The organism is Streptomyces sp. NPDC055078 (genome assembly GCF_053607985.1).
Genome location: NZ_JBSGUP010000100.1, coordinates 1 through 17,475, shown reverse-complemented (window position 1 = coordinate 17,475; position 17,475 = coordinate 1). Strand labels below are relative to the sequence as shown.

Here is a 17,475-nt window from a genome sequence, read left to right as displayed (position 1 = left end):
CCGGCACTCCGACGGACGGCGACGTCTCCACCGGCACTCCGACGGACGGCGACGTCTCCACCGGCACTCCGACGGACGGCGACGCCTCCACCGACACCCCGACGGACGCCGGGTCGGACGCCGGGCCGGGCGCCGGCACCCCGAAGGCCGCCGGGCCGGGCGCCGGCACCCCGAAGGCCGCCGGGCCGGGCGCCGACACAGCCGCCCCGCCGCCCCGCGCGGTACGGCGGCTCCTGGGCCCCGCCCGCTGGCTCCTCGGCAGACTGACCGCCGCCGCCGTCACCCTGTTCGGCGTCTCCGTACTGATCTTCGCGGCCGTGCGCGCCATGCCCGGCAGCTACTCCGACATGGTGCTCGGCCCGCTCGCCACCCCGGAGGCGAAAGCCTCCGCGGCCGAGAAGTTCGGCCTGGACCGGCCGGTGGTGGAGCAGTACGGGTACTGGCTGCTGAACGCCGCCCAGGGCGACTTCGGCACCGCCATGGCCAGCCGCACCCCGGTCAGCTCCGAACTCGCCACCCGGCTGCCCGTCACCGTCACCCTCACCGCCATCGCCCTGGCGCTGGTCGTCCTCATCGGCATCCCGCTGGGCGTCTGGACCGGCACCCGCGGCAGCGGCAGTGGCCGGGGCGCGACGGCCGGACGGCTGCTCAGCGGCATCGGGATGAGCGTGCCCGAGTTCGTGCTCGGCAGCGTGGTGGTGTTCCTCTTCACCCGCTACAGCCTCGGCCTCACCGTCGGGGACCCGGTCCCGTGGTCACAGGACCCGGCCGGCTCGATCCGGTCGCTGATCCTGCCGGCCGCCGTCCTGTCGGTGTTCTGCATCGCCGTCACCGCGCGCACCGCACGCGACGCCGTCCTCGGTGTCCTGGTCGAGCCGCACATCGCCGCCGCGGTGGCGCGCGGCGAACCGAAGGGATTCATCGTGCGGCACCACATCCTGCGCAACGCGTCGGTCCCGGTCCTGACCCTGGTCGCCACGCTGACCGCCTATCTCCTCGGGGGCACCGTCATCGTGGAGCGCCTGTTCAATCTGCCGGGCCTCGGCTCGTATCTGCTGGAGGGTCTCGACCGGCGCGACTACGCGATCATCCAGGCGGGGGTGCTCCTCGCGGCGGCCGTCTTCATCGTGACCAATCTGCTGGTGGACCTCATCAGCTCGATGATCGACCCCCGGATCGCCGCCGCGGGCGGGGAGGGCACGTCATGAGCACCGAACGGATCCACACGATCCCGCCCGCCGGGAGCGGTGACCGGGGCGGAATCCGCCGGCTGGTGGCCATGAGGGGATTCGACCCGCTGTTCCGCTGCGCGGTATGGCTGCTGGTCCTGCTCGTCACGGCCACCGCGATCGGCCATCTCACCGATCTCGCGGGCTCGCCTCAGGCGACGGTAGGGGCGCGGCTGACCCCGCCGGGCGGTGACCACCCGCTGGGCACCGACAACCTCGGCCGCTCGGTCCTGCCCCGGCTGCTCCAGGGCATCGGCACCACCCTGCTGCTGTCGTCGCTGGCCGTCCTGTGCACGGCGGTGATCAGCACCGCGCTCGGGATCGTCGCCGGCTACCGGGGCGGGCGCACGGCCGGACTCATCATGCGGCTGGGCGAAGTCCTCTACTCCTTCCCCGCGATCGTGCTCGCCGTCCTGGTCGCCGCCGTCATCGGCCCCGGCCGGACCGCCGCCCTCGCCAGCATCGTGCTGGTGACCGTGCCGCTGATGACCCGGATGGTCGGCACGGCGGCCCGCTCCGTCGCCCGGCGCGACTTCGTGGTGGCCGCCAGGATCAGCGGTGTACCGGCCGTGACCGTCATGCGGCGGCACATCCTCGCCAATGTGTCCGGCACCATCGCCGTCCACGGAACCTACGCCCTGTCCGTCGGGATCCTCGTCGAGGGCGGGCTCGGCTTCCTCGGCTACGGCGTCCAGCTCCCCGACGCCTCCCTCGGCCTGCTGATCCAGGAGGGCACCCTCTACATGGTCAACGCCCCCTGGCTGGTCATAGCGCCCGGTGTGGTGCTGGTCCTGGCGATCGTGTCGATCAATCTCATCGGCGACAGCCTCCGAGACCGTTTCGAACCCCGGGAGACGAGGTCCCTGACATGACCGCCGGTACCCCTCCATCCGCCACCAACCCCTCGCATCCCGAAGGCGCACCGCTGGTCCTGGTCGAGGACGTCGTCGCCGAGTACCACACCGCCCGGCGCACCGTCCGCGCCCTCGACGGCATCGATCTCTCGGTCGCCCGAGGGGAACGCGTCGGCATCGTCGGTGAGAGCGGTTCGGGCAAGTCCACCCTGGGACTGCTCATCGGCCGGCTGCTGCCGGACGGTACCCGCTACCCGCGCGGCCGGGTCCTGCTGGACGGCGAATCCGTACTGGATCTCCCCCCGGACCGGATCGCCCGGCTGCGCCGCGAACGGCTGGGCCTGATCGCCCAGGACCCCGTCGGCTCGCTCGACCCCACGCTGCGGATCGGCCGCCAGCTGCGGCTCGCGCTGCGCTCGGGAGGCCGTACCGCCGCCCGCCGGCCGGGAAGCGCCGAACTGTGCGCGATGCTCGACCGGGTGCTGATCCACGACCCGGAACGGGTGCTGCGGCTCTACCCCCACGAGATCTCGGGCGGGATGGCCCAGCGCGTCGCCGTCGCCATGGTCATGGCCCGCGAACCCGATCTGCTGATCGCGGACGAGCCCACCGCCGCCCTGGACAGCCAGGTGCGGCAGGAGGTCCTGAAGCTGCTCTTCTCACTGGCCGCCGAGCACGGCACCACGGTGCTGTGGCTCAGCCACGACCTCGGCGGAGTCGCCCGCTGGTGCGAGCGGATCGTGGTGATGTACGGGGGCCGGGTGGTCGAGGAGGGCCCGGCGGCCGGGGTGCTGGCCGCGCCGAAGCATCCGTACACCGCCGCGCTGGCCGCCACCGACCCGGCCCGCGCGACGATCGGACAGCGGCTGCGGACCATCGCCGGCGGACCGCCCACCGCGGGCTCGGACACCGACGGCTGTCCGTTCGCCGCCCGGTGCGACCGGGCCACCGAGGTGTGTCTGAGCGAACGTCCACCGCCGCGCACCGAAGCCGCGCGCACCGTCGCCTGCCACCACCCCGCCCCCGCGGCGGCCGACCCGGCCGGACCGCCGGCCGAACGCACCGCGGAGGCGGCCCGATGAGTATTCCGGACACCGCCGGCCCACCGGTACTCGAACTCGACGACGTCTCCGTCGTCTTCACCTCGGGCCGCGGCCGGGCCCGGCGGGCCCTCAAGGCCATGGACGCGATCAGCTTCGGCGTCGCGGCCGGTGAGACCCTCGGCCTGGTCGGCGAGTCCGGCTCGGGCAAGTCGACCACCGGCTCGGTCGCCCTCGGGCTGCGGACCCCCACCACCGGCACCGTACGCTTCCTCGGCGCGCCCTTCGGCTCCCCCGGGAAGCGGGCCGGCGCCCTCCAGGCCGTACTGCAGAATCCGCACTGGTCCCTCAACCCCCGGCTGACCGTCGCCGAGTCGGTGGCCGAACCGCTGGCCGCGGTGTCCGGCGGGCGGCTGCGCTCCCACGCACCCGCCGCCCTGCGGATACTCGACCGGGTCGGCCTCGGCGGCACCTTCGCGGACCGGCTGCCGCACGAACTGTCCGGCGGGCAGCGCCAGCGGGTCGCCATCGCCCGGTCGCTGGTCACCCGCCCGAAGTTCGTCGTCTTCGACGAGGCGGTGAGCGCCCTGGACGTCTCCGTCCAGGCACAGATCCTCAATCTGATCCACGACCTTCAGGCCGAACACGGCTTCGGGGCGCTGTTCATCTCCCACGACCTGGCCGCGGTCCGCTATCTGGCCCACCGCATCGCGGTGATGCGCAGCGGATCCGTGGTCGAACTGGCGGAGACACAGAGCTTCTACGCCAAGCCCGCACACCCCTACTCACAGCAACTCCTGGAGACGCTATGACCACCGCCACACCCCCCGCCGCCCTGCACCCGGAAGGCCCCCGGCTGGTCTCGGTCGCCGAACCGAGCGGCCCCGGCAAGGGCAACGCGGACTTCGGCCGCCCCCTCGTGCCCCGCCCGAGCCCCGGCCGCGAGTCCGTGTCGTACGACTTCCCCGGAGTCGAGGTCGGCACCGCCCAGTACGCCGAGGGCCCCACCGGCGCGACCGTCATCCATGTACCGGCGGGCGCCCGGATGTCCATCGACGAGCGCGGCGGCGCGATCGGCCTGCTCTCCAGCGACAAGCAGTACACCCACGCGGTCTGTCTCGCGGGCGGTTCGCTGTACGGCCTGGCCGCCACCGCCGGGGTCAACGAGGAGTTGCTGCGGAGCAACGAGAACCGGGTCGGCTGGAGCGACCTCAAGCTCGCCAGCGGCGCGATCGTCTACGACTTCGCCGCCCGCGACAACTCGGTCGTCCCCGACGCGGCCCTCGGCGCCGCCGCCCTGCGCAACGCCGCACACGGCGCCTTCCCGGTCGGCCGCTGCGGCGGGGGCATCAGCGCCTCGGTCGGCAAGGTCGACCAGGGCCGCTGCGAATTCGCGGGCCAGGGCGCGGCGTTCCGCCGGCTCGGCGACATCAGGATCCTCGCCGCGACCGTCGTCAACGCCGTCGGTGTGATCGTCGACCGGAACGGCACCGTGGTCCGGGGCAACTACGACAGCGCCACCGGCACCCGCCGGCTCCCGGCGCTGGACTACGAGGCCGCGTTCGCCGACACGGGGGCCGCGCCCGCCACCGCGGCGGGCAACACCACCATCTCCGTGGTGATCACCAATGTCCGCCTCGGGGACAAGGAGCTGAGAATGTTCGGCCGCCAGGTGCACAGCTCCATGCACCGGGGCATCCAGCCCTTCCACACCAACATGGACGGGGACACCCTGTTCACCCTCACCACCGACGAGGTCGAACTCCCCTCCTCCCCTTCGCGGCTCGGCGCGCACGCCCTGACATCCGTCGGGCTCGGCGCGGTCGCCTCCGAGGTCATGTGGGACGCGATCCTGAGCAGCGCCCTGTGATCCCTGCCGAAACCGGCCGGGCGGGACGGGACACCACCGTCACCCCGCGTCCCCTCCCGCACCTCACCGTCGACGAGACCGACCCCTGGCGGCGCGGCCGTACCACCGGCCGGGCCTTCCGCGAGCGGATCCGCGCCGGTCTCACCGCGTACCGGGACCTGTTCACGGCCGTACGGGTGGATCCCGCCGACCTGCGGCCGTACGGGGAAGCGGCCCTGGCGGCGACCGAGCGGTGGGCACCCCGGCTGCACCGGGAGCTGATCGGGACGGCGGCGGGCGCGGAGACCGAACCCTGGCACATCGGTCTGCTGAACGCGCGCACCGAGGTCCTCGCCACCGTCGGCGCCACCGCGGAGGGCGAGTGCTCGACGGCGGTCTGGGTCGGCGGCGGCGGAGCGCCGCACACCATCCAGACCTGGGACTGGCACGCGGAGTTCGCGGACGCCAGGACCCTGGCCGCGCTGCGCACGGAGTCGGGGCGCACGGTGCGCACCTTCACCGAGGCGGGCATCCTCGCCAAGATCGGGCTCAACTCCGGGGGACTGGGGCTGCACTTCAACATCCTCAGCCACCGCGACGACGGCGCGGGCATCGGGGTGCCGGTGCACCTGGTGGCGCGGCGGGTACTGGAGGAGGCCACCACGGTCGCCGAAGCCCGGGACATCGCCGCATCGGCGGCGGTCTCCGCGTCCACGGTGCTGACCGTCGTCGCCCACGACGGCGGGCGCGGCGACGCCGGGTGTGTGGAGCTGAGCCCCGCCGGCACGGCGCTGATCCGGCCGGACTCCGACGGTGTGCTCGTCCACACCAATCACTTCCTGGACCCGGTGCTGGCCGGGGGCGAGCAGGCGGCCCCGACCGCCAGCACCTTCCCCCGCCACCGCAGACTCATGGCGCGACAGGCACTGCTGAAGGACGACGACCCGCGGCGCTGGACCGAACTGATGCTGTCGCACGAGGCGGACGGCGCGCCGATCTGCTGTCATCCCCAGCCAGGACTGCCGTCCCATCAGCAGTGGAGCACCCTGCTGACCGTCAGCCTGGACTTCGTGGCCGGGCGGCTCCGGTATCACAGCGGCGGACCGTGCACGGCCGGGGCCGACGCCTGGCAGTGGTTCTGACCTCCTGATTCTCCTCGCCGACTCAACGAAAGGCTCCTCGGCCATGTCCCAGGCCCGGCTGACTGAAATCGCCCGCTATCCGGTGAAGGGCTTCCCCGGGCACACCCTGCCCGATGTCACCCTGGTCCCGGGCCGGGGACTGCCGATGGACCGCGTCTGCGGCGTGCTCAACGGCACCGTCGAGGCCGGGGAGGACGGCGGCTGGCTCGACAGCGTGGCATTCCTGCGACTGCTGCGGAACGCCGAACTCGCGCGCTACGACGTGACGGTGGTCGGGGAACCGGCGGGCGGGGGAGACGGTGTCCTGCGGATCACCGCGCCGGACGGCCGTTCGGCCGAGATCGTGACCGGCGCCGACGGCCGCCCCCGCCCGGCCGGTCCGGCGCGCGCCGACGCGGAGCTGGGCGACTGGTTCCCGGCGGGCCCGCGGGGAGCCGTACGGCTGAGAGGGCCGGGGACGCCCCTGTGGGACTGGCCCGACGCGGCGGTCTCCCTCATCAATCTCGACAGCCTGGACGATCTGGCGGCCGTCTCCGGGCGGCCGGTGGACCGGCGCAGATTCCGCGCCAATCTGTATGTGTCGGGGCTCGGCGCCTGGCAGGAGTTCGGCCTGCTGGGCCATCGCGTCCGGCTCGGGGACGCCGAGCTGGAGATCGTCCAGACCACGGAAAGGTGTCGCGCCACGACCGTCGAACCCGGCACCGGGCGGCGGAACCTCCCCGTGCCGGTCCTGCTGGCCTCCCGGTACGGGCATCTGTGCTGCGGTGTGTACGCCCGCGTCGTACGCGGCGGTACGGTCGCCCCCGGCGACGCGCTGACCGATCTCGGCCCGCTGGTGGACCCGGCCACCCTGCCCGCCATCGACCCGGGGTGGCCCCGCCCGGCCGAGCTGGCCGCCCGTACGGCCGAGAGCCCCACCGTGTCCAGCCTCACCTTCCGCGACCCGGCCGGAGCCCGGTGCCGTCCGGGGCAGCATCTGCGGGTGCACCTCACCGACGGCGCGGGGCCGCCGATGTGGCGCTGCTACACCGTCACCGGCTCCTCGCCGACCGGTATGCGGATCAGTGTGAAGCGGGTGGACGACGGCCGGGTGTCGCCCCTGCTGCACACGCTGCCGACCGGGAGCCGGGTGCTGGTGTCCGGCCCGTACGGTGACGAACTGACCGCCCCGGACAGTGCCCGGCCGCTGTTGCTCGCCTGCGCGGGCATCGGCGTCACCCCCGTGCTGCCGGTGCTGCGGCACCTGGTCGAGGAGAACCCCAAGCGGGCGGTGACCGTGCTCAACGTGGTCCGCACCACCGCCGAGACTCCGCTGTGGGAGGAGGTGACCGGGCTCCTCGTGAAGCTGCCGAACTCGTCCCACCGGCTGTATGTGAGCGCACCCGACCCCGGCGCACCGCTGCCCGACGGCGCCCTCAGGGGGCGGCCGTCCCCGGCCGAGGTGGCCGCGCTGGCCGAACCGGCCGCTTCCACCGAGGTGTATCTGTGCGGCCCCCGCGGTTTCGTACAGGGCGTACGGGAGGCGCTCGTCGCGGCGGGGGTGCCGGACGACGCCATCTCCGACGAACTGTTCTTCACCCCCGGTGAGATACCGCTGGAGGAACTGCCGCCACCGCTGCCCGGCCCGTTCACGGTCGACTTCTCCGTCGCGGGCATCCGGGCCGTCTGGTCGGCGGCCGATGGCACCCTGCTCGACCTCGCAGAGTCCGCCGGACTCGACCTGCCGTCGGCCTGCCGCTCGGGCGGCTGCGGCAGCTGCCGCCAGCGCGTCACCGGCGAGGTCCACCACCTGATCACTCCCGCGGTGCCCGTGGCTCCCGGACAGGCGCTGCTGTGCTGTGCGGTGCCGAAGGGGGATGTGACCGTGCGGGCGTGAGGTCACGACGCGTGAGCCCGGGACCCGTCAGTCGAGGACCGCGACGGCCTCCACCTCGACCAGATGGTCGGGCGCGGCCAGCGCCGCGACGCCCAGCAGCGTGCCCGGCGCGAGCGGGGTGACTCCCAGCTTCGCCGCCGCCCGGGAGATCCCCTCCAGGAGCAGGGGCATCTTGTCGGGAGTCCAGTCGACGACGTAGACGGTCAGCTTCGCCACATCGTCGAAGGAGGCACCCGCCCCGGCGAGCGCGGTGCCGATGTTGAGGTAGCTCTGCTCGACCTGGGCGGCGAGGTCGCCCGTACCGACGACGGCCCCGTCGGCGTCGACGGCGACCTGCCCGGCGATGAAGACCTGCCGGGAACCGGTCGCGATCGACACCTGCCGGTAGGCACCGACCTTCGGCAGTCCGCGGGGATCGACCAGGGTAATGGCCATACTGCCCGCCTCCTTGTCCATGGGCGCCCGGGGGCCTGCTGCCCCCGGTCTCTTGTGGTTACTCGGGAACCGTAGGAGAGTGGCGGCTGACATGGAAGAACGCACTTTTCAGTGACTGGGGAACCTGATGGTGACCAAGCAGGCCGATGGCTCACTCGACGAAGCGGATCTGACGCGCGCGGACTCCCTGGCGCGGGAGATCTTTTCGGACATCGCCAACAAGTGGGCGTTTCTCATCATCGAGACACTCGGTGCGGGCACCCTGCGCTTCAGTGAGCTGCGCGGGGGCATCGAGGGCATCAGCCACAAGATGCTCACCCAGAACCTGCGCATGCTGGAGCGCAACGGCCTGGTCGACCGGGCCGTGCACCCCACCGTGCCGCCACGGGTCGAGTACACCCTCACCGAGTCGGGCCGGGCGCTGCGGGCGGCGGTGGGCGGAATGTGCGCCTGGACCCACCGGTACCTCGGTCAGATCGAGGACGCCCGCCGCCGCTTCGACGCCTGACGCCGCCCGGACCCTTTCGCGCCGGCCGGAACGGGCGCCCCGGGGGCTGCCCGGGGCGGCGCCGTCCTGTCGTCACGGGGTGCAGGCTTCGGCGATCGACAGGCTGTTCTCGTAGAGGTGGTGCCGGGTGATCCGGCCGTTCTCGACGGTCAGGCGCAGCGCGAAAGGCCCCTCGAAGGACTTGCCCGTCGCGCGTACCGTCCCCGACACCTGCCCCGTCAGGACCGCGTCGGTGCCGTCGACCAGGAAGGCGTCGACGGTGGCGCGCGCGTCCTCGGGCACGGTGTGCTCCATCAGCTCGGTGAACTGTGCGGCGCATTCGGCGGCGGTGGACCGGGGGCGGATCCACGGGACGGCGGGGTTCTCGGCGAGCTGCCAGTCGACCTCGTCGGCGAAGAGCGCGACGAGCCGCCCGGTCTCCCCGGCCAGCCGGGCGGCGAGGAACTCCCGTACGACGGCCCGGGTGGCGTCGGCGACGGAACCCGCGGTGGTGGCGGGACCCGCGGTGGTGACGGGCGACGTGTCGGACATGGCGCTCTCCTCGCGGCTGCGGCCGGATTCCGGCGGGGGTTTCCGCCGAGGGGTGCGATCCTGCCGGGGGAGGGGGGACCGGTCGATTACCCCGGAGGTCATGGGCGGCCGGTGCCGCCCCTGACCGGCCGCGATACGGATGGATCCCGGTGGAGGGTCAGTTCAGCATCTTCCCGTAGACCTCGGGTCTGCGCGCCTTGGTGACGGCGGCCACCACCGCGCCGAAGGCGAAGCACACGACGATGGCGACACCGACCGTCACGGCGGCGGCGCGGCTGCCGACGAGCAGCTCGAAGTTGTCGATCACCAGGTACAGGACCAGACAGAGGCCCACCAGGGCGAGGACCGGTGCGATGGTCGAGTTCCAGATGGGGTCGTTCCGCCGGCCGCGCTGGTGGAAGACGATGGCCGAGAGGCTGGTGAGCGCCATCAGCACGATGATGCCCAGCGACGCCGAGCCGGAGAGCCAGGTGTAGATCTCGGTGACCGGATCCAGTCCGGCCACGGTGAGCGCGCCGAGCACGACGACGGTCAGCGCGGTCACGACGAACGACGACCGGGACGGTGCGCGGTGCCGGGGGTGCACCTCGCAGAGCGAGGTCGGCAGCAGGCCCGCGTTGGCGAGGTTGAACTGGTAGCGCGCCACCACATTGTGGAAGGAGAGCGCACACGCGAAGATGCTGGTCACCAGGAGGATCTGGACGATGTCCTTCATCAGCGGCGCCACATACTGGGCCGACAGATTCGGCATCAGCCCCGCCGGGTCGGCGGCGGCGACTTCCGCCACGCGCTGTGACCCGGCGCCGACGGCCTGCGTCCAGGAAGTGAACGCGTAGAGCACCCCGATGGAGATCACCGCGATATAGGTGGCCCGTGGGACGGTCCGGTCCGGTTCCGCCGCCTCGCTGCGGAACACCGCGGTCGCCTCGAATCCGAAGAACGCGAAGAACGCGAACATCAAGCCGAGCCCGGGCGCTCCGTCGAGCATCTGGGCCGGGTTGAGGGGCGCCGCGGACAGTCCCGACTCGCCGCCGCGCAGCACGATGGCCACGCCGATGACGAGGATGACGACCACTTCGAGGACGAGGACGGCGCCGAGGACCTTGGCGCTCACCTCGATATCGCGGTAGCCGAGGAGGGCGACGGCGGCGAGGGCGGCGAAGGCGAGAATCCACCACTCGACCGTGATATCGAGATAGCTGTCGAGTGCGGCGGACGCCGCGGTGCCGAAGTAGGCGTAGAGACTGATCAGGAGAACCGTGTAGGACGCGAGCGCGAGCGACGCCGTGCCTGCTCCCGTGATCTTTCCCAGACCGGCCTGGACGTAGGAGTAGAAGGCGCCGGCATTCTTCACGTACTTGCTCATCAGGGTGAAGCCGACGGCGAACAGACAGAGAATGACCGCCGCGCCGAGGAAATACGTCGGTGCGGTGGCGTTGCCGCTGAGGGCGAACACCGTCGGGAGGACCACGGATGTCGCGCCCAGCGGTGCCACGGCCGCGACCACCATGAACACGATCGAGCCGACACCGAGTCCGCGGTGGAGCAGCGCGGCCTCCTCACGCGTATCGGATGCCTTTGCCGGGGGATCGCCTATTGCTGCCATTGCGCATATCTCCTTGAGTGCGGGTTCTCCTGCGTCGCATCGGATTCACTGTGCGGCGTCGCGGCCGGCTCGAACGCCGGCGGCGACCGCACGTGAGGTGGGCCACACACTACTAGGGCGCTCGCCCTAGTCAAGAGCCCCAGGCAAAGGCCCTATAAAATGCGGCACGCCGGTCAGGGGGCGGCCTCCGGCGCGGAACCGGCCAGTGGAAAGGGGTCCGCACCCGGTCTCCGGCGGGCGTGCTACGGTCGGTCTTGGGCGTTTGCCCAAGAAGGTCGGAGCTGATGAGAGGCGTATGCAGTGGCCCGAATGACACTGGCGGAACGCAGGCGGCTCCTGCTGGCGGCGGCGGCCAAAGTGATCGGCCAGGACGGCATCGCGAACACCACGACGCGCGCCATCACCGACGAGGCGGGAATGCCTCGCGGGACTTTTCACTACTGCTTCGACTCAAAGGACCATCTGCTCGCAGAGCTGATGAAGAGCCATGTCAAGGACATGGTCGATACAGCGGTCGCGGACTGGGACGACAGCAGGCCGCTGATAGAGAACCTTACGGCCGGACTGAACGCGTTCCTGAGTGTCGGCAGCGCCCACCCGCAGGAAGAACTGATCGGCTACGACCTCGTCCTCTATGCCCTGCGGTCCGCCGATCCGGCGATGGCGGCCACGGAATACCAGGACTACGACCGCCAGGCCAGGGTCTATCTGGAGTTCGTGGCGGAGCGCGCCGGGATCACCTGGGAAACCCCCATGCAGCCGCTGGCCCGGATGTTCTCGTCGATGATCGACGGCTCGATGCTGCACTGGCTGGCCGACGGCGACATCGACTCCACCCGTGCGTCGATCGACGCCTTCGCCCGCGCGCTCGCGAGCCTGGCGCGACCGGCGCCCTGACGGCGCGAGCGGCCGCAGTGCCTCACTGCCTCAGCGCCTCCGGGAGGGCCTTGCGGACCGGCCGGAGATCCGGCCCGCAGGACCCGGGCGCGGTCACCGGGCGAGATCGCGGCCGATGATCTCTTTCCTGGGTTCGTTGCAGCCGGCCCAGACCTGGTGACCTCCGGCCCCGGAGAGCCCTGCCGTCCCGCCGCCGGCCACACCGATCGCGGCACGGCGCGCGCGTCGGCGAACTCCTCGGCGGCGGGCCAGACCTCCCGCTGGCGGAACGACCGTACGGACGCCCGGAAGCCGTCGTGGTCCTCGTCGTAGCGAGCGCGCCCCGTCAGGCGGCCCTTCTGAACAGGGCGGCCAGGGCCTGACCACCGCCGATGCACATGGTGACGACGCCCGTTTCGAGGTCGCGGCGTACCAGGTCCTTCGCCACCCGCAGGGAGAGGATCGCGCCCGTGGCACCGACCGGGTGGCCCAGCGCGATGGCACCGCCATAGGGATTGACCCGCTCGGGGTCGAGTCTGGCGTCGCGGATCACGGCGACCGCCTGGGCGGCGAACGCCTCATTGACCTCGAACGTGTCGATGCTGGAGGGGGAAGTCCCCGTCCGCTCGAACAGCCTGGCCAGCGCCGCGACCGGGGCGTAGCCCATGAGACCCGGCTCGACCGCGGCGGTCGCGACCGCCTCCAGCGTCGCCAGCCCCTTGAGACCACGCTCGCGTACGGCCGCGCCGGTCGCCAGTACGACGGCGGCGGCACCGTCGTTGATCCCGGAGGCGTTGCCCGCCGTCACCGTGCCGCCCTCCTGGAACGCCGGCCGCAGCCGGCCGAGACCCTCCAGTGTCGTATCCGGCCGGGGGTGTTCGTCATGCGCCACGGTCTTCGGAGCACGACCGCCGCTCCCGACGGCGACGATCTCCTCCGCGAACGCGGCGCGGGCCGGCTCGCGCGCCGCCTTCCGCTGGGAGAGCAACGCGAACTCGTCCTGTTCGCCGCGTGTCACGCGGTACCTCGCGGCGACGTTCTCGGCGGTGATCCCCATGTGCACGTGGTCGAACGGGTCGGTGAGCATCAGCACGGTGCCGTCCACCAGCTTCCGGTCGCCGAGGCGTGTGCTGCCGCGCGGGGTGAAGTCGTAGAACGGCATACGGCTCATGGACTCGTCACCGCCCGCCAGCGCCAGGTCGACCCCGCCCCAGCGCATCTGCATGGCGGCCGACCAGATGGCCTGCAAGCCGGAGCCGCAGAGCCGGTTGACCGTGTACGCGGGGGTCTTCGCCGGCAGGCCCGCGCCGAGCGCGACTCTTCTCGCGTTGAACGCGTCGGCGCCGACCTGGCCGATGCACCCCATGACCACTTCCCCGATGTCCGCCGCATCCACGCCCGCGCGCTCAAGGGCGGCGCGTGCCGCCGAGGCGCCCAGTTCATGGGCGGGTACGTCCTTGAGCGCGCCGAGGAATGCGCCGGTCGGCGTTCGCGCTCCCTCGACAACGACGATCGGCTCCTGTGCACTCACGACAACCACCTTTCAAGGAGTTTCCGACAACGGGCGGACGGGCGAACGAGCGGGGGAGCGGCGGGCTCACGGCAGACCGGGCAGACCGGGGCAGGCTCAGCGGATCTCGCGCTTGAGGATCTTTCCGGTGGCGTTCATCGGCAGCGCTTCACGGAACTCGACGACGCGCGGGTACTTGTAGGACGCGAACTGTGCCTTGCCCCACGCGATGAGTTCACCCTCGGTCAGCGCGGCACCGGGCTTCCTGACGACGACGGCCTTGATCTCCTCGCCGTGGGACTCGTGCGGGAATCCGACCACCGCCACGAGCGAGACACCCGGGTGGGTGATCAGCACTTCTTCCAGCTCGCGCGGGTACACGTTGTAACCGCCGCGGATGATCATGTCCTTGGAGCGGTCGACGACGTAGTAGAAACCGTCCGAGTCCTTCCTGGCGAGGTCGCCGGAGCGGAACCAGCCGTCCCGGACCGCCTCCGCGGTGGCCTCGGGCCGCCCGTGGTAGCCCTTGAACACATTGTGTCCCTTGATCGCGATCTCGCCGATCGCGTCCGGGCCTTCGGGCACATCGGTCCAGTCGTCGTTCACGAGCTTCATCTCGACGCCCGGGACCGGTGTGCCGACCGAGCCGATCCGGGGCTCCTCGCCCCATACCCCGAACGACGCGATCGGAGAGGTCTCCGACAGCCCGTAGCCCTCAAGGATCGTGACCCCGAGGCGCTGTTCGACCTCACGGTGGATGCCGACCGGCAGGGCCGAGCCGCCGGAGACCGCGACCCGCAGGTTCCCGGCGATCGAGGCGACGTCCACCCCGTCGCCGAGTGCGCCCAGCAGGCGCCAGTACATCGTCGGGACGCCGGCGAAGAACGTCACCCGGTTCGACAGCATCAGGTCGAGTGCGGCCCTGGCGTCGAAGCGCGGCAGCATGACCATGGTGCCGCCGTACGCGAGAGCGGTGTTCTGGACGACGGTCTGACCGAAGGAGTGGAACAGCGGCAGGGCGCACAGGAAGGTGTCGGGGCGGCTCGCGTCGACACCGAAGACCGCCTCGGCCGTCAGCGCGTTGTCGCGCATATTGCGGTGCCGAAGCTCCGCGCCCTTGGGCCGGCCCGTGGTGCCCGAGGTGTAGAGGATGACCGCCGTGTCGTCGTCATCGGCCCGGACCGTCTCGAACGCCGTCGGCTGCTCGGCCAGGGAGGGCCCGAGGTACTCCGCCTCCACCAGAGCCCCCACCGGCGCCGCCGCCGGGCCGGCCGGGCCGGTGTCGGGCTCGATGAGGAAGAACTCGGTGCAGGACCCGGTGTCCCGGAAGCCCTCCCACGCCGCCTCGCCGGTCGGCAGGCCGCCGCCCGCACCCCCGTAGGCGAAGAGCATCCTGGCGCCGGAATCCGCCAGATGGTAGGCCACCTCCCGGCCCTTCAGCAGGACGTTGAGCGGCACGATGACGGCACCGGCCTTGAGGATTCCGTAGTAGACGACCGTGAAGCACGGCAGATTGGGGCACGACAGCGCGACCCTGTCGCCCGGCTGGATCCCGCGTGAGACGAGCAGGTTCGCCACCTGGTTCGCCGCGGCGTCGACCTGCGCGTACGTCAGCCGGGTGGCGCCGTGGACGATCGCCGTGCGGTCGGGATACCGCTCGGCCGAATGCTCTAGGAACGTTGCGAGGCTGGTCATATCGGGTGGGTGCTTTCCGGTTCGCCGGTGATCTGGTCGCCGGCTGTCTGACGGACGTGGCTCAACTGAATCCGGGGATCTGTCCGCCGTGGACCGGTACGACGGCGCCGTTCATGAAGGACGAGGCAGGGTCGGCGAGCCAGGCGATGACCTCGGCCACATCGGCGGGAGCGCCGAGCCGGCCGACCGGGATGTCGCCGACGATGGCCTCGACCGCCTCGTCGACGCTCACCGACATCGCGGCGGCGATCTTGGCCTGTTCGGCCCTGCCCATGTCCGTCACGATGTAGCCGGGTGCGACCGCGTTGGTGCGGATGCCGTGTGCGGCGAGTTCCTGGGACAGGAGCCTGGTGAGACCGACGACGGCGTGCTTGGTGACGACATAGGTGCCGTACTCGGGCAGGGCGGCGACGCCGAGCGTCGAGGCGACGTTGATGATGGATCCCCGCCGGGCCGACTTCATGGCGGGCAGGACCGCACGGGTCATGTTCACCGTCCCGAGGACATTGACCCGCCATGAGGTCTCCCAGTCGGCGTCGCTGATGTCCTCGAAGGCGGTCACGCCCACGGCGGTGCCGGCGTTGTTCACCAGGATGCCGATGTCGCCCAGTTCCGCCGCGGCGGTCCTGACGCCTTCGCGGGCGCTGTCGGCCTTCGAGATGTCGATGGCCACGGCGATGCTCCTGCGTCCGAGACGCCGGATCAGTTCGGCGGTCTCCTCCAGTTCGGCGGGGCTGTTCCCGATGCCGATACCCGCCACATCGAGTTCGGGCACCGGGCGGGCGAGGTCCGCCACCGCGACGTCGGCTCCGGCTTCGGCCAGGCGCAGGGCGATGGCCCGGCCCATGCCCCGGGCGCGGCCGGCGCCGGTGACGAGTGCTGTCTGTCCCTGGAGCGTTCCCATGGTCGCCTACCTGGTGATTGTCGAGACGGTTTCGAGTAGTTGGTCGGAGTAGCCCGCCGACATACCGGCGTCGACGTTGATGGCCTGTCCGGTGATCGCGGACGAGGCAGGCGAGGCCAGGAAGGCGATGACGGCGGCGACCTGTCCGGCGGTGATCGTCGATCCGAGAGGTGAGGCGAGTCTGCTGATCTCGCGCTCCAGGTCGCCGTTCTCCTGGGCTCGGAGCATGGGCGTCTCGACCGAGCTGGGGCAGACACAGTTGACACGGATGCCGCGAGCGCCGTACTCGATGGCCGCGACCCGGGTCAGGGCGATGACCGCGGCCTTGGAGGCGGCGTAGGGTCCGTAGCCGCTGAGACCGATGTATCCGGCCATCGAAGCGGTGTTGACGATGGCCGAGCCCTCGGGCATGACCCGTGCGCCGTACTTGATGCCCAGCAGCACGCCCCAGGTGTTGACGTCGATATGCCGCCTCAGGTCCTCGGGTCCCACCCGGTCGATCTCGGTCTCGGCCATGACGCCCGCGTTGTTGACGACCACATCGACACGGCCGTGGCGCGCGGTGACCTCGGCGAAGAGGTGCTCCACACTCGTGGCGTCACCGACGTCGGTCCTGATGAACGTCCCGCCGACGGCGTCCGCGGAGGCGCTCGCGTCGCTGAGATCGGCGAGTACCACCCGGCCGCCCTCACGGGCGAGGAGCGAGGCCGTGGCGCTGCCGATACCGGACGCGGCGCCGGTGACGACGCAGACCTTGTGATCAAAGGTGCCCATGGTGGTCGGTTCTCCTGTTCCGGACGATGGGGCCGGGCGACGGCAGGGCCTGACCCGGACGGGCGGGCCCGGGCCGGGCCCGCGGGCCGGCCCGGGAGTCAGAGCGCCGGGACACGCTCGTCCGCGTCGAACCGCTTCCGGAGATCTGCCACTCCGAACCGGTCGCGGATCTCGGCCAGCACCGCCTGATACACCTGTGTCTGGACGTAGTTGGCGTTGCGAGGTGTGTCGATGTACTGCACATCGCCGCGCAGATTCGGCCGGTGGGTGCGCTTCAGCTCCGAGAACGTCGACTTGTCGGCTCCCTTGAGGGTCAGATCCATCGCCACGAGCTGCGCCATCTCCTCGAACCGGTGGTAGGCGGCGTCGGCGAACTCGATGAACCCCACCACGTACAGCGAGTCGACCGTACGGTTGAAGATGTTCAGGTAGAGCTGCGGGTGACCGCTCCGCCACTCGAACAGCGATTCGTCCACGAATGGGACCTTGTACTCGTATCCGGTGGCCAGCACGACCAGATCGACCTGCTCGCGCGTGCCGTCGGCGAAGACGACGTCGCCGCCGTCGAGCCGCGCGACATCGGGCTTCGGGGTGAGGTCGCCGTGCTGCAGGTAATGGATGACCTGGTCGTTGACGATGGGGTGGG

The 17,475-nt window shown here is 71.4% G+C and carries 16 protein-coding genes and 2 pseudogenes; 9 read left to right on the top strand and 9 right to left on the bottom strand.

Features of this window, described 5'->3' with window-relative positions:
* From ACWF94_RS11830 to ACWF94_RS11800, 7 genes are all read left to right on the top strand, one after another.
* Window positions 1-1,208, top strand: a 1,208-nt coding sequence (locus tag ACWF94_RS11830) for an ABC transporter permease subunit (RefSeq protein ID WP_453487193.1), incomplete at its 5' end; no start/stop codon positions are given.
* Complete coding sequence (locus ACWF94_RS11825) at window positions 1,205-2,101, top strand: ABC transporter permease (protein WP_453487192.1); 897 nt, start codon at window positions 1,205-1,207, stop codon at window positions 2,099-2,101. The genes ACWF94_RS11830 and ACWF94_RS11825, both read left to right, overlap by 4 nt.
* Window positions 2,098-3,165, top strand: a complete 1,068-nt coding sequence (locus ACWF94_RS11820; protein ID WP_453487191.1) for an ABC transporter ATP-binding protein — start codon at window positions 2,098-2,100, stop codon at window positions 3,163-3,165. The genes ACWF94_RS11825 and ACWF94_RS11820 overlap by 4 nt, the downstream gene beginning before the upstream one ends.
* The gene (locus tag ACWF94_RS11815) at window positions 3,162-3,935 is read left to right on the top strand and encodes an ATP-binding cassette domain-containing protein (RefSeq protein ID WP_453487190.1); all 774 of its coding nucleotides are present in this window, start codon (window positions 3,162-3,164) and stop codon (window positions 3,933-3,935) included. The genes ACWF94_RS11820 and ACWF94_RS11815 overlap by 4 nt, the downstream gene beginning before the upstream one ends.
* Entirely contained in the window at window positions 3,932-4,993 is a 1,062-nt protein-coding gene (locus ACWF94_RS11810) for a P1 family peptidase (protein WP_453487189.1), read from the top strand. The genes ACWF94_RS11815 and ACWF94_RS11810 overlap by 4 nt, the downstream gene beginning before the upstream one ends.
* Window positions 4,990-6,114 (top strand): C45 family autoproteolytic acyltransferase/hydolase, encoded by a 1,125-nt coding sequence (locus tag ACWF94_RS11805; protein ID WP_453487188.1) that lies wholly within the window; start codon window positions 4,990-4,992, stop codon window positions 6,112-6,114. Before ACWF94_RS11810 ends, ACWF94_RS11805 begins: the two co-directional genes overlap by 4 nt.
* A gap of 43 nt (window positions 6,115-6,157) precedes the next feature.
* Entirely contained in the window at window positions 6,158-7,990 is a 1,833-nt protein-coding gene (locus ACWF94_RS11800) for an MOSC domain-containing protein (protein WP_453487187.1), read from the top strand.
* A 27-nt stretch (window positions 7,991-8,017) separates the two neighbouring features.
* Here ACWF94_RS11800 and ACWF94_RS11795 read toward each other — a convergent pair whose 3' ends face one another.
* Complete coding sequence (locus tag ACWF94_RS11795) at window positions 8,018-8,425, bottom strand: RidA family protein (RefSeq protein WP_453487186.1); 408 nt, start codon at window positions 8,423-8,425, stop codon at window positions 8,018-8,020.
* 127 nt (window positions 8,426-8,552) lie between these two features.
* On the opposite strand from ACWF94_RS11795, the gene ACWF94_RS11790 reads away from it, so the two are divergent.
* Entirely contained in the window at window positions 8,553-8,933 is a 381-nt protein-coding gene (locus ACWF94_RS11790; RefSeq protein WP_453487185.1) for a winged helix-turn-helix transcriptional regulator, read from the top strand.
* 72 nt (window positions 8,934-9,005) lie between these two features.
* On the opposite strand, the gene ACWF94_RS11785 is transcribed toward ACWF94_RS11790, so the two are convergent.
* Together ACWF94_RS11785 and ACWF94_RS11780 are read right to left on the bottom strand one after the other, a co-directional pair.
* The gene (locus ACWF94_RS11785; RefSeq protein ID WP_453487184.1) at window positions 9,006-9,464 is read right to left on the bottom strand and encodes a nuclear transport factor 2 family protein; all 459 of its coding nucleotides are present in this window, start codon (window positions 9,462-9,464) and stop codon (window positions 9,006-9,008) included.
* Between the two features lie 157 nt (window positions 9,465-9,621).
* A complete protein-coding gene (locus ACWF94_RS11780; protein WP_453487183.1) occupies window positions 9,622-11,070 on the bottom strand; it encodes an APC family permease in 1,449 nt (482 codons plus the stop codon).
* A gap of 309 nt (window positions 11,071-11,379) precedes the next feature.
* Here ACWF94_RS11780 and ACWF94_RS11775 point away from each other — a divergent pair, with 309 nt between their 5' ends.
* Window positions 11,380-11,967: a TetR/AcrR family transcriptional regulator gene (locus ACWF94_RS11775; protein WP_453487182.1), complete on the top strand. Its 588-nt coding sequence runs from the start codon at window positions 11,380-11,382 to the stop codon at window positions 11,965-11,967.
* Window positions 11,968-12,137: 170 nt separating this feature from the next.
* On the opposite strand, the pseudogene ACWF94_RS11770 reads toward ACWF94_RS11775, so the two are convergent.
* The 6 genes and pseudogenes from ACWF94_RS11770 to ACWF94_RS11745 all read right to left on the bottom strand — a co-directional run.
* Window positions 12,138-12,344 (bottom strand): annotated as a pseudogene (locus ACWF94_RS11770) (acyl-CoA dehydrogenase family protein); the annotation flags it as partial.
* Window positions 12,293-13,477: a thiolase family protein gene (locus tag ACWF94_RS11765; RefSeq protein ID WP_453487181.1), complete on the bottom strand. Its 1,185-nt coding sequence runs from the start codon at window positions 13,475-13,477 to the stop codon at window positions 12,293-12,295. The gene ACWF94_RS11765 and the pseudogene ACWF94_RS11770, both read right to left, overlap by 52 nt.
* A 96-nt stretch (window positions 13,478-13,573) precedes the next feature.
* The gene (locus ACWF94_RS11760) at window positions 13,574-15,151 is read right to left on the bottom strand and encodes a long-chain-fatty-acid--CoA ligase (protein WP_453487180.1); all 1,578 of its coding nucleotides are present in this window, start codon (window positions 15,149-15,151) and stop codon (window positions 13,574-13,576) included.
* 61 nt (window positions 15,152-15,212) lie between these two features.
* The gene (locus tag ACWF94_RS11755) at window positions 15,213-16,055 is read right to left on the bottom strand and encodes an SDR family NAD(P)-dependent oxidoreductase (protein ID WP_453487179.1); all 843 of its coding nucleotides are present in this window, start codon (window positions 16,053-16,055) and stop codon (window positions 15,213-15,215) included.
* Window positions 16,056-16,061: 6 nt separating this feature from the next.
* Complete coding sequence (locus tag ACWF94_RS11750; RefSeq protein WP_453487178.1) at window positions 16,062-16,829, bottom strand: SDR family NAD(P)-dependent oxidoreductase; 768 nt, start codon at window positions 16,827-16,829, stop codon at window positions 16,062-16,064.
* Window positions 16,830-16,927: 98 nt separating this feature from the next.
* Window positions 16,928-17,475, bottom strand: a pseudogene (locus ACWF94_RS11745) (hypothetical protein); the annotation flags it as partial.